We start from the raw sequence: 12,907 nt of genomic DNA on the forward strand, positions 1-12,907 counted from the left end.
CAAAATAACAATAGAATTTTGAATGCTTCGCCCGCGCATAAAGTTAACCGACTTATACTGAATATTGGCTTTTTCCATGATGTAATTCATAGAGCCTTTCACATTTTCGTCGTGCTTATGTAGCACCTCTAATGAGTCTGTGATGGCCGCCAACCACGGCAACATTTTCTCTTCTTCCGTGCCCGGCAAGAAGCCTATCGATTCGGCTATTTCTGGCGTGCTACGTGTCACGATTATCTTATCGTACATGTTACGCTCTACCACCATTTCAAGGGCGGCGGCTAGGGCCAAGAGGGTTTTACCACTCCCTGCAGGGCCAGTAAGGATCACCAAGTCGATGTGTGGGTCAAGCAACGCATGAAGCGCCATAGCTTGGCCAATGTTTTTTGGTGTAATTCCCCATGCATGGCGGCCCATTAAGCGCTCATAGCCTAAATCGAGCACTTCAAGAGAGTCGCCGTTAATCGCCTCAACGAGTCCAGCAAAATCGTTGCTTTCATCAAGTAGAAACTCATTGATGTAAGCTTCTGGCAGCATGGCTTTGGGAATGGTGTGAATGGTATCACGACCTTCAGTACGACTGTCTACGCTTTTAACCTTGTCCCAGAAATTGCCTTCAAACCGATGGAAGCCCCGAGATAAGTATTTAATATCACTGATAAGTTGGTCGGTGCGGTAATCCTCTACATGAGCAAGACCTGCCCCTTTAGCTTTAAGGCGCATGTTGAGATCTTTGGTGACCAACACCACTTGTTGCGGTGCATTCGCTTTTTGCAAATGCAGGGCCACATTAATGATGCGGTTGTCGTTCTCATTACTGGTGAACACTTGCTGCGATTGTGCCATGCCCAAATCAGTATAAATAGACAACGAACCTGTGGGTGCTGTTTCACCTGCGCCCATTCCCACCATAGATACACCGGCCACCATATTGTCAGGTGACGCATCGTGCAATAAGTCTTCCATTGCACGAATAGATACTCGCGCATCTCGGGCAACGTCTTTCTTACTGTCTTTGATGTAATCTAGTTCTTCAAGCACTGTCATTGGTACAACGACATCGTGTTCTTTAAAGGAGAGAAATGCGTGAGGTTCGTGCAGCAGAATATTGGTATCGAGGACGTATATTTTTGTATCAGTGGAATTTTTTCTTGGCATCCTTTACTCCGGTAAATAAGGCCAGGCACACACAACAAATTAGCGTGCTAGGAACAGTTCCGCTGAAGGAGAAGAAGTTGTCGCTCGAACAGGACTTCCACTCCTTGTCGCGTCGACCGAAAAGTGGCAGTTACCTAAACACCGCCACTTCACACGCTTGCCCAACAAACAATCACAAGCGCTAAATCCACCATAATCCAGATTTTCATTATTAGCACTGTTTTTCTGATAAATTTTTTTTCTTCTGTTTCTGCCTTCCTCCTCCAACCACATTTTCCTACCCAAGATTAAAACGCACAAATGGGCTAGTATTAATGACTTATTAATACACAATGCGTACAATACCGCCCCCGCAAAAAAGGTTGGTGATTTATGAGTTCAGGAAATCCGTTTTCCATTGGTCAGCGTTGGTTAAGTAATACTGAAACCGAATTAGGTTTAGGCGCTGTTATTAGTGTTGATTTTCGCTCAGTTGAGGTGTTTTTCCCTGCCACGGGTGAAGCACGAATGTATACAAAACAAGATGCACCACTTACTCGTTTAGTCTTTGATATTGGCGAAACAATAAAGAGCCAAGACGGCTGGCAAATGACGATTTCTGAAATTGAAGAAAGTCAGGGCGTTTGCATTTATTTCGGTATCCGCGAAGACACCAAAGCACAGGTTCGCCTATCTGAAACCTTGCTTGATCACCATATTCGATTAAACCAACCTGAAAAGCGCTTGTTCAGCGAGCAACTTGACCACCCTAAGTGGTTCGACTTACGCCTTAATGCGCTGAACCACCAATACGATTATTTACGCTCAAGCACCTTGGGCTTAGCGGGTGCACGTATCTCGCTCATTCCCCACCAGCTACATATTGCCTCTGAAGTGGGTGGACGCCACGCACCACGTGTTTTACTTGCCGATGAAGTTGGCTTAGGTAAAACCATTGAAGCCGCGCTTATTATTCATCAGCAACTGCGCACGGGGCGCGCTCAGCGAGTATTAATATTAGTGCCCGATTCATTGGTACATCAGTGGTTAGTTGAAATGCTGCGCAGAATTAATCTGCCTTTCGCTATTTTTGATGAAAGTCGATGCGAAGCTTTAGATGATGATGGAGAAACCAACCCATTTGATAACGACCAGTTAGTGCTATGTAGCATAGACTTTTTAAGTCAGAGCGAAAAACGTCAACAACAAATTCAAGCGGCGTCGTGGGATTTAATGGTGGTTGATGAGGCCCATCACCTTGCGTGGTCTGCCGATGCCCCTTCTGCTGAATACACTTTGGTGGAAGCGTTGGCTAATGAAACCCCAGGGGTATTGCTATTAACCGCAACACCAGATCAACTTGGCCATGAAAGCCACTTTGCCCGCTTGCGATTACTCGACCCTGCCCGCTTCCATAGTTACGAAGCGTTTTTAACAGAAGAGTCGCGTTACAGTCAGCTTGCTGACGCGGTAGCCCCGTTACTTTCAGACACCACACCGGACGAAAAGCAGCGCACTAAGCTAACCGACTTCGCCCCGGATGTGATGGAAAATGCAGGTAATTTAGCACAACCTGAAGCACGCCGAGAACTAGTACATCAGCTTATTGATTGCCACGGTACTGGTAGAATGCTGTTTAGAAACCGCAGAGCCAATATTGAAGGCTTTCCTGACCGCGTATTGCTTGGCTACCAACTTGAACTGCCAGAGGTATATGAAAGTGCGGTAACCGGTGGTGATTTAACCCATGCGTTATACCCTGAACGTATGCCAAGCGTGGTGAATAGCTGGATGGATGAAGATCCTCGGGTAGGCTGGTTACTTGATTTTATGCAATCAGTAAAACCAGAAAAGATATTACTGATTTGTGCCAGTGCGCGCACCGCACAAGAACTTGGTGAAGTCATTCGCACTCAAACCGGTGTACGTCATAGCGTATTCCACGAAGGCATGACCATTGTAGAACGAGACAAAGCCGCCCATTATTTTTCTGATGAAGAAGATGGCGCGCAAATATTGCTGTGTAGCGAAATTGGCAGTGAAGGGCGTAACTTCCAATTTGCTCATCACTTGGTGTTATTCGATTTACCCGTCACTCCCGACTTACTTGAACAACGAATTGGTCGCTTAGATCGTATCGGTCAAACTCAAACCGTTGAAATTCACGTGCCTTATTTGAAAAACACCGCTCAGCATGTGTTGGTGGATTGGTATCATGAAGGGCTTAATGCGTTCGAGAAAACCTGCCCTACCGGCTCAGGTGTGTTTGACGACGTAAAAACCTTGTTGATTGGTGCGTGTTTGCATCCTCACGATCTCCATACTCGTGATGAACTTATCAACTTAAGTACCACGTTAAATAGTCAGTTAGTGGCACAGTTGGAAGCCGGCCGTGACCGTTTATTAGAACTTAATGCCTCTGGTGAAGGCCGCGTTGAACAGTTGCTTGAAGACATCATATTGCTTGATAACTCGCAAGATTTGTCACGTTTTATGGGCCGTTTGTTCGATGCTATTGGGGTTCAACAAGAAGAAAAGGGCAGCGATTGCTTTATTCTAATGCCAACCGAATCTATGGTTAGCCAATTACCGGGGCTTGATCCTGAAGGCATGACGGTAACCTATAAACGCCGCGTTGCTACCACCTTAGAAAATGTGCAATTCTTAAGTTGGGATCACCCTCTTGTACATACCGCTATCGATTTAGTGCTTAGTGATGTGCACGGTAAGAGCAGCATTGGCTTTATCGCCGATCCTGACCTCCCTAAGGGCGCTTACTGGTTAGAGGCCTTGTTCGTGTTAGACGCCAATGCCCCCAAAGCCCTTCAGCTTGGCCGCTTCTTACCTCAAACGCCACTGCGTATTTGTTTAGATGCACAAGGTAACCAAGTAGATTTAACCTTCGAGATAAAGCGTAAAGTAAACCGCAAAATTTCGCATCAGTTAATAAAAGCGCTTCAACAGCCACTTACCTTAGCGATTGAGAGCAGCCGTAAACTGGCGCATCAACAAGCGAATCAAAAGCTACACGATGCACTGCAAGACATGCATAAAACCCTAAACAGTGAAATCCAGCGTTTAGTCGATTTGCAGAAGCGTAACCCGTCAGTACGTGACAGTGAAATTGAGTTTATTGAAAATCAAATGAACGCATTGGACAAAGTAATACAAGGCGCTGATGTGCAATTTGATGCCCTTCGTCTAGTGGTGAATAACCCTTAATGGCTAATCCAGCGTTTGTTTATAACCCGCCCGTACAGCCCTATTTAACCATTCTCTACCAAGATGATGACATCTTGGTAGCGAATAAGCCCAGCGGCCTGTTAAGTGTGCCAGGTAAAGCAGAAGAACATAAAGACTCACTCATTAGCAGAGTTAATACTGTGTTTCCTACGGCGACAGTAGTCCATAGGCTAGATATGGCCACATCGGGCATTATGGTGATGGCCCTTAACAAAGAAAGCCATCGGCATATTTCAAAGCAATTTGAACTACGCAAAACCAAGAAGCGCTATTTCGCTCGTGTTTTTGGCAACGTGAAAAGCAACCAAGGGGAAGTGAACTTACCCCTTATTTGTGATTGGCCTAACCGTCCTAAGCAAATGGTGGATTTTGAGCGAGGCAAAAAAGCCCTTACCCATTATGAAGTAGTAGACGTTATACCAAAAGCATCACCTCAACCCGTTAATTCAGCCGCCAGCGCTAGTTCTTGTGCTAGCCCCAGCACTACGAGTGAGCTAAGCGAAACGTTAGTGGCCTTGTACCCCGTTACTGGGCGCTCCCACCAACTACGTGTGCACATGCTTGAGTTAGGTCACCCTATCTTAGGTGATAGGTTGTATGCTCATGCTGAAGCGCTGAGTATGGCCGAACGTTTGCAGTTGCATGCAGAAAGCTTGAGCTTTGCGCATCCTGCCTCGGAAGACTGGTTAACCTTTCAAACGCCTATCCCGTTTACTGCTTATGCCCATTACTCCCCCGCCCCACTATCTATAGATTGAGACTTTGGGGCGCTTCTTAGCTACCTGTTTCAGCTTTTATCATTTAAGCGGTTGATTAACCAAGTGCTAAAAAATACTATTGGTTCGAACTGAAGTTTTCAAAGCTTTAGCCGATAATAAAACTGTTGAGTGCTTTATTGGTACGCCATGTTACGTTTATTTCGCTTTCTCGTGGTGGGTTGCAGCTTTAGCTTTATGTTTTTGATGGGATATTTTGCGCCTGGTGCGCAAGCCCAAAGCTTGTATGAGGATATTACCCACGCTTTTTTACCCGATGACATTACTTATGTAATGGCTGGGGAAATCCGCGTGCCTATATTTGAGAGCCCCTCAGCATTACCTATTTCACGCGGCGCCGCCATTATTTTAGCTGATGCCTCGCCTAGCGGTCTTTCCATAGGGGATGCACGTCACTTAGCCAGTTTACTGAATGAAAAAGGTTGGCATGCTGTGGTTAGCCCAGTTTCATTCACGCTAGAAGAAGAGCCTGACCTTCCCGTTGATGAAGCCATTCACCCGAAAAGTGACAGTCGACTTCAGCGACAAAGTTACGTATCGTCCAGTCAGCATTTAACCATCTTAATCAATGCGCTTAATACGCACCTTGAAAGTCATCAAGGGTTTAGAATGAACATTGCTTATGGTATGCAGGCTGCACAATTGCTGGATTTAGGTTCTAAAGGCATTATTCCCTCACCAGACACTTTAGTCGCCATCACCCCCTTTTGGCCGAATGCCGACATTAATCGCGGTGTACCTGAATTTATTGCCGGAACAGAATTTCCGGTATTAGATTTATCTATTAACGACACCAATACATGGGCGTCGCAAACAGAAACGAAACGAAAACAACTTGCCATCACCTCCCTCAAACTCCACTACAGACAACAGTCACTCTCAACCCATAATTCAACCTTTGGTCTAATGGACAATGAAAATAGCGCTAAAATTCAGTTAATTGCTGGCAGCGTTCTTGGATGGACTCAACATTTAGGCTGGTAATTAGAATCTAAACCAACTAGTCTAATTTACAGCTCAAAACAGATAATCTATCTCATGTGCCTTATGTTTCACAAGGTATCACTGAGTGTTCTGAACTATAATTCATTTTAATCTTTAATAACGGCGGCTGTGTGTCTATGACTGTTCAAACATTCGTAAACAAAAAGGCCAAGCAGCTGTGTTTTTATCTGAGGTCATTTTGGCAAGGAGAGCTTCCTATCGAGGAGATAGAGCTATTCTTTTGGGATAGCATGGAAGAGTGGGGCCAGATAGAATACACATTTACCCAACCTTATACTTATAAGGAGCGGGTGTTTTGGCATTTGCTTCATCAAGTCCATTTTTGGCAAGAAGATAAGTTACGTTCAGATAAATACCTCGTCGATGAGTTAATGAATTGTGTATTGTTCCTAGAAGGCAAAGGGCACTGCCCCATCGACTGTGTAGGTATCCGCCCCTAGCGGCTTTCTTTATTCGTTAATTTATCAGTGATTCAACCCTTTATTGCTCGTTTTCATTGAAACTCAAGCGTGATCATGGCTCAATACGAATGGATCACGCTTTGGCCATGGAACGCAATTGTTAGACTCTCTCAAAACTTATCACGACCGACGTTACCTCAGTATTTTTCTATTTGGCATTACCAGTGGTTTTCCATGGATTATGATTGGTTCAGTGCTATCTGCTTGGTTAAAAGATGAAGGCCTATCTCGGTCAGCCATTGGCTTGTTTGGTGCTATCTTTGCGGTCTATTCATTCAATTTTCTTTGGTCTCCTTTAATTGACCGCGTAAAACCTCGCTTTCTTGGCCAGCGTCGAGGCTGGATTTTCATCATGCAAGGTGGCATAGCCCTGTGTTGTGCGTTGATGACACAGTTATCGGCCAATAGTCACTTATTTTATTTGGCATTGGTGGGTTTGCTCATCGCCATTTTTTCTTCTACTCAAGACATTGCGATAGATGGTTATCGAATTGATGTTATTGAAGAAAATGACAATGACGGTTTATCTGCTGCCTCTTCCGTTGCCACCGCAGGATGGTGGACGGGTTATGGTGGACTTGGGGCCATCCCGTTTTTTATTGCAGACAACAGCAGCTGGTATTGGCCTGATATTTACGGTTTACTCGCCCTTTTTATGCTTGTGCTTATGGTCACTACTGTGTTTGCTAAAGAGCCAGACATAGATCGGGACCTATTGCGTAGCCAAGCAACGGGGAACCCAGCACACAGCAATACAGGCGCAACGCCTTCTAAAATAGCGCTTTGGTTTAAACAAACCTTAGTGGCCCCCTTTTCTGAGTTTTTCTCACGCAATGGCGTAAAACTCGCTTTGTCGTTTTTACTGTTTATATTCTTGTTTAAAATTGGGGAAGCTTTCTTAGGAAGAATGAGTATCGTTTTTTACAAAGAAATTGGTTTTTCAAATAGCGATATCGGCACTTACTCAAAGCTGCTCAACTGGTGGGTAACCATTATCTTTTCTCTGATAGGTGGGTTGGTCAATATTCGCTATGGTATTTACAAGGGCCTAATGACTGCCGGCATTGCTATGGCGGCTTCCAACCTTATGTTCTCGCTTATTGCCACTACCGGGCCTGATGTTACCCTTCTGGCCGCTGCGGTCATTATCGACGGCTTTACGGCTGCTTGGAGCACCGTGGCCATGGTCGCTTTTATTTCCCTGTTGTGTAATCGCGCTTTCAGTGCCACCCAATACGCCCTTATGGCATCGCTAAGTGTAGCGGGAAGAACCTTAGTAGCATCCAGTAGTGGTTTCGTGGTTGATTTCCTTGACGGTAATTGGAGCCAGTTCTTTGTTATTACAGCACTTATGGTTATTCCCAGCTTGCTGTTCTTACACAATATTCGACATAAGATCACTCATTTAGAAAAATCTAAAACTTCTGAGTAATAAGGTTGCAATAACTCATTTCCCATCTAAAGTTAAACTACTGTGCATATAAGCAATAATGAGGAATGAGTTCGTAAAAGGATGGCCTAAATTAGCCATACGATAAGCTTTCACTTGGCTTCAATGTAGCCGATTAAAACGTAGTAGTAGTGGGTTTGGCGAAAGCCCTATGGCTAAGTGGAAAGCTAGTAACGTCTAAGAGAAAATCAAGAAAAGACCAATAGTAGGCGTAGTAGCATGGAGTCGCTATGAGCAAGAATGAAGTACCGTTTAACGAAGCAACGCATTGGAATTTATACATCGCTACAGGGTTTGCCGTAGTTATATTGTGTTTTTTCGCCTACCTATACCACTTTTTACACACCCACTATACGTTGTCGCAATCGCTAAGTGCGAGCAACTCACTGCATCATGCACTCATTGAAATAGAAAACCATATTGAGACACTTACTAAGCCACAACCTTCAGATGAAATAGCCACTATTCAGAGGGAATTAATGCCCCTTGTCGTTGAAGCAAAGTATCACTTTCAACATGCTTTTTTAATTGACGATGCGCATTTCGATGACTTTAATACCCAAGCACTCAGTTTAGATGCCTATATCAGCGAACAACAAATGAGCACTTCACTTTCACTTCCCGAGCAGGTGAAAGTCACTTTTTATTTGCTCCGTACTATTGTTGGTTTACCCCCTAGTGAAGTAGCGGGTTATCTATCCCCCCCGCTTCAGCTTTCGCCACTCATTAGAGATATTCGGCTTCAAGAACAAATCACCTTGAATCGGTTGAGTCACAGTGCTCAGAACCTCAAGGTAAGCTTGTTCGTGATTACCGCCTTGTTAGCACTTTCTCTTATGGCGCTGTGGCTATTTGTTTTCTCAAAAATCAACCAAAATAGAACTCGCCTACTTAAGAAAGAAGCGCATATCTCTTCGAAATATCGAGAATCTGAAGCCTTACTTGAGAATGAAAAGCGCGACTTCCTAAACTTAATGAGCCACGAGTTTAGAGGACCAATTAGTGCCATCATTACTGCACTAGAACTTATTCCTAACATGAAACAGCAGCAAGGAAAGCTTATTCAACAAGCTGAGCAATCATGCTATCGGCTATTGAATTTAACCAACAACTTGCTGGATATCTTGTCGATTGGCAGCGAACAAGATAAACACATCGGTCGTGTTGACCTCATCAGCTTGCTCGACGAATGCATTGCCCCTTACTCCGTTCAGGTTAGAGGGAAAAAAGTCGAATTCACGATGCATTGCAACCATAGCGTACCGCACTTTATTGAAGGGGATGCCACAAACTTATCTAAAGTCATCCGCAACACGTTAGACAATGCCGTTAAGTTTACACCCAATGGCATTATCCACGTAGATGTCACAACTTTGGTGAAAAACAAAAAAATATTTTTAGTCATAAAAGTTAAAGACTCAGGACTAGGTATTGCAGATGACATAAAACCTAAAATTTTTGAACGCTTTTTCCGTGGCGAACAGCCGCTAGATCATCGGTTTCCCGGTGCTGGCATTGGGCTCACCGTGGTACAAAAAAGCATTAATCAACTCGGTGGCAGCCTTTCCTTTACTAGCCAAGAAGGCATTGGCACTGAGTTTGTTGCCACTATTCCCATTACGCCTTTACCTGATATCGAAACATCCAAAACGAACACTAGCAATGCGCGCTTCGCTATCGTTGATGATTTAGAAATTTCTCGACTGCATATTCAAAACATTATTACGGGCGAAGGATTTTCCGCGCGTTGTTTTGCTTCAGGTTCAGACCTACTAAGTCTGCATGATGAGTTACTTCAATACACCGCCATTTTCGCTGACCTTTACATGCCGGGTATCGATGGCTTAGAGCTTACTCGAACACTTCATGCTATTTACGGAAAGCGTACGCCACCTATTGTGGTGTTGTCGGCGACACCAGATATTGCCAATGTTATTGCAAACAGTAAGCTTGAAATATGGCAATCTTTTGTTAAGCCAGTTGATAAAAACCGTATTGTAGATACGCTTCATCACTTAGCACATCCGAATAAATCCGCCTATCAATCGGTGAGTCATGCCAAGATACTGGTGGTAGAAGATGAGCCTATCAATGCACAGATGCTTGAAAATATGCTGATATGCATGGGTCACTCACCTAAGACAGTAACCAATGGTAATGACGCCATCATGCTAGCGAGTGAAGAGTCCTACGACTCTATTTTGTTAGATATTAATTTACCTGATATAAGCGGTTTAGAAGTGGCAAAAATTATTAAAGAGAAGAAGCCGAACATTCCTATAATTGCTATTACGGCTAACGCACATAAAGACGATAGAAAGGCCTCTGAGCTTGCAGGTATTCGCTACCACTTGGTCAAGCCTGTAACCTTTCAAGAATTGAAAAATACGCTTGGATTGACGCTGCTAAAGTTATAGAGCGTAGACGCAGAGTTGGTGTGTAATAAGCGCACCACCAACTCTGTTTTATACTACCGAAAACGACGATGTAAATAGCAGCGTTACGCTCCGGCCAGCGCGCTAATACAGTATTTGTTTCGACCACTTTCTTTAGCTTCGTAAAGCGCCTGATCGGCTTTCTCAAGCCAAGCCATAGAGCTTTTACTGTGAGGGTCGAATTCAGCTAAGCCTAAACTCACTGTAAAGGTAATTTCTTCACCATCATGCTCTACCACCAAACGCTCGGCCAAACGACGAATACGCTCAGCGACTATGACGGCTTTTTCAACGGAGGAATCGGTGAGAATAACGGCAAATTCTTCGCCGCCATAACGGCCAGCTAAATCGGTTTCTCGGACACAGCGCTTAATAAGGGCAGAAAGCATTTGAATAACTTTATCGCCAGCTTGGTGACCATAAGTATCGTTCACTTTTTTAAAGTGATCGATATCTAACATCATTGCGGTACTCGCCTTATCTTGGCGCTTCGCTAACTTATAAGATTGCTCAAAACGCTCCTGCCAGTATCGACGATTAAATAGCCCTGTTAAGCCATCAATTCGACTGGCTGTTTTCAGCTCTTCATTCAGCCTTTCCATACCAATTTTGCTGAGTGCTTGGTCTGTTACGTCATAAACTACGATACAGAACCTCTCAACCTCACCGGTTTCAGAAATTAAGGGAAACATGGTCACGTTCTGATACATGTAACTGGCTTGGCAAGTAATGGGCCTATTGCCGCCAAATTTAAATAAATATTGGCGCTGTTCCCAAATAATAAATACAGGACTTTTTAAGTTGAAGACCGGACCTGATTTAAGCCTTAACCATTTTTCATCTATTTCTGAAAAATGGTTAAACAACGAGGTGCCTTTAATATCGTGCGGTGGAATGGAAGAGTGGTTTTCCATGAATTTATTCCACTCCTCTACATTGAAATCTCTATCTAACACGACAATACCTACTTCGATAGAGTCGAGCAGTTCAGCAGGCAAATTTCCGTTTTGGGTGAGTGAAATCATTATGAAGCTTCCTTGTCTACATCCACTAAACGACCATAAATATGGTTCATCGCTTCATCGGGAAACAGCAGTAACAAGTCGAATGCAATATCTCTGGCTTTAATAGCGTAACCAATCTCGATTGCCATGACTTTGCCCCACTTCTTAACATTGTCGTTTAGTAACGCAGCTAGCCCCTGATGACGACCGAGCAATACAGGAAGCGTATGGCTAAACGACACGTTTAATTGTTCAGACAGTCCATTTAGGCATGCGCCGATTAAAATGTTCGACACATCCATTAACGCTTCAAGCTCTAGGCTGCCAGTAGATTGATGGGCATCGTATTTTAATAACTCAACAATGTTTTGTGAGTTAATATCATTGAAAATAACCAGCGCTTCACCGCGAATTCCCGCACTGACAAAACCTTTCGATACTGCCGACACACAGTCGTTGCGATTTATCTCGGCTATGGCCATCGACAGTTCATTACTTTCTAGCAAATTGACATTGGGAATAGGCAGGTCGACAAACTCGCCCATAAGCTGCGCTAGGCTTTCACCGGCTCGCCCCATAGCAATATTCACCATTTCACGGTACGCATCTAGCTTGTCTTCCAATGACGATGCATCGGTGTCTCTTGCAACGGCTTCTCGCTGTACTGCAGTAGAAACACCACTATAAATGCCGTAGGAGGATAAAATATTGGTGAGCTTTTCGTTATCAATTGGTTTACGAATGAAATCGATGGCACCTAAGGCTAGCATTCGTTCTCGCGCTTGCGCTTGTACGTCTCCTGATACCACGATAACCAAGCAAGGTAAGTCTTCCTTACGAATGGCCTCCATGGTTTCATAGCCATCCATAACAGGCATATTCAAGTCAAGAAAGACCACATCACCTTTACCAGCACGGATAACCTCAAGGGCTTCTTGTCCATTACCGGCAAATGAAATCTCAACCTCCCAACTATCTGGGATACTGCGTGCCATTTGGCGTCGTGCAAAACCTGAATCATCACATATAAGAATAGGTGTAGACACAAAACCTCCTTATATTGCGACGGGTGCTTTGATATGGGGATGAGAATGATAGCCTTTAAGCGTAAAGTCCTCAAATGAAAAATCAAAAATGTCTTTCACGCTTTTGTTTAATTCCATAACGGGCGGCGCGAAAGGCTCTCGGCTTAACTGCAGGTCAACTTGCTCTAGATGATTACTATATAAATGCGCATCACCTAAGGTCAGGATGAAATCACCTGGCTCAAGGTCACACACTTGGGCGATCATCATGGTAAGTAAAGCATAGCTAGCAATATTGAAAGGAATACCTAACCCCTTTATGCCCCCACAATTTTGCACACTTAGGCTAGGTGGGTGAGTATAAAGCCAGC

10 protein-coding genes are annotated in these 12,907 nt (G+C 44.1%); 6 read left to right on the forward strand and 4 right to left on the reverse strand.

Annotation, left to right across the window (positions count from 1 at the left end; all coding sequences use genetic code 11):
- Positions 1–1,158: PIN domain-containing protein (locus tag AAC006_RS20825; protein WP_339892472.1), on the reverse strand; the 1,158-nt coding region annotated here is incomplete at its 3' end.
- Positions 1,159–1,530: 372 nt separating this feature from the next.
- Here AAC006_RS20825 and rapA point away from each other — a divergent pair.
- The 6 genes from rapA (at position 1,531) to AAC006_RS20855 (ending at position 10,489) form a co-directional block, all read left to right on the forward strand.
- The gene (gene rapA / locus AAC006_RS20830; RefSeq protein ID WP_126873176.1) at positions 1,531–4,359 is read left to right on the forward strand and encodes an RNA polymerase-associated protein RapA; all 2,829 of its coding nucleotides are present in this window, start codon (positions 1,531–1,533) and stop codon (positions 4,357–4,359) included.
- Positions 4,359–5,138, forward strand: a complete 780-nt coding sequence (locus AAC006_RS20835; protein WP_126873175.1) for a pseudouridine synthase — start codon at positions 4,359–4,361, stop codon at positions 5,136–5,138. The genes rapA and AAC006_RS20835 overlap by 1 nt, the downstream gene beginning before the upstream one ends.
- Positions 5,139–5,285: 147 nt before the next feature.
- Positions 5,286–6,140, forward strand: a complete 855-nt coding sequence (locus AAC006_RS20840) for a DUF3530 family protein (protein ID WP_126873174.1) — start codon at positions 5,286–5,288, stop codon at positions 6,138–6,140.
- A 137-nt stretch (positions 6,141–6,277) separates the two neighbouring features.
- Positions 6,278–6,601 (forward strand): hypothetical protein, encoded by a 324-nt coding sequence (locus tag AAC006_RS20845; RefSeq protein ID WP_126873173.1) that lies wholly within the window; start codon positions 6,278–6,280, stop codon positions 6,599–6,601.
- Between the two features lie 118 nt (positions 6,602–6,719).
- Positions 6,720–8,054, forward strand: a complete 1,335-nt coding sequence (locus AAC006_RS20850; protein WP_126873172.1) for an MFS transporter — start codon at positions 6,720–6,722, stop codon at positions 8,052–8,054.
- Positions 8,055–8,302: 248 nt separating this feature from the next.
- On the forward strand, positions 8,303–10,489 hold the full coding sequence (locus AAC006_RS20855) for a response regulator (protein ID WP_126873171.1): 2,187 nt from the start codon (positions 8,303–8,305) through the stop codon (positions 10,487–10,489).
- Positions 10,490–10,572: 83 nt separating this feature from the next.
- Here AAC006_RS20855 and AAC006_RS20860 read toward each other — a convergent pair whose 3' ends face one another.
- The 3 genes from AAC006_RS20860 to thyA form a co-directional block, all read right to left on the reverse strand.
- On the reverse strand, positions 10,573–11,532 hold the full coding sequence (locus AAC006_RS20860; RefSeq protein ID WP_013785510.1) for a sensor domain-containing diguanylate cyclase: 960 nt from the start codon (positions 11,530–11,532) through the stop codon (positions 10,573–10,575).
- A complete protein-coding gene (locus AAC006_RS20865) occupies positions 11,532–12,557 on the reverse strand; it encodes a response regulator (RefSeq protein WP_013785511.1) in 1,026 nt (341 codons plus the stop codon). The genes AAC006_RS20860 and AAC006_RS20865 overlap by 1 nt, the downstream gene beginning before the upstream one ends.
- Before the next feature lie 9 nt (positions 12,558–12,566).
- On the reverse strand, positions 12,567–12,907 hold a 341-nt coding region (gene thyA / locus AAC006_RS20870), incomplete at its 5' end, for a thymidylate synthase (protein ID WP_339892477.1).

It is taken from the genome of uncultured Alteromonas sp., assembly GCF_963976965.1.
GTDB classification, from domain to species: domain Bacteria; phylum Pseudomonadota; class Gammaproteobacteria; order Enterobacterales; family Alteromonadaceae; genus Alteromonas; species Alteromonas naphthalenivorans.

Bases quoted from the DNA above. Each gene is read 5' to 3' on its own strand.
- AAC006_RS20845 (WP_126873173.1), top strand. From the start codon at position 6,278: ATGACTGTTCAAACATTCGTAAACAAAAAGGCCAAGCAGCTGTGTTTT.
- AAC006_RS20855 (WP_126873171.1), top strand. From the start codon at position 8,303: ATGAGCAAGAATGAAGTACCGTTTAACGAAGCAACGCATTGGAATTTA.
- rapA (WP_126873176.1), top strand. From the start codon at position 1,531: ATGAGTTCAGGAAATCCGTTTTCCATTGGTCAGCGTTGGTTAAGTAAT.
- AAC006_RS20835 (WP_126873175.1), top strand. From the start codon at position 4,359: ATGGCTAATCCAGCGTTTGTTTATAACCCGCCCGTACAGCCCTATTTA.
- AAC006_RS20840 (WP_126873174.1), top strand. From the start codon at position 5,286: ATGTTACGTTTATTTCGCTTTCTCGTGGTGGGTTGCAGCTTTAGCTTT.
- AAC006_RS20860 (WP_013785510.1), bottom strand. From the start codon at position 11,532: ATGATTTCACTCACCCAAAACGGAAATTTGCCTGCTGAACTGCTCGAC.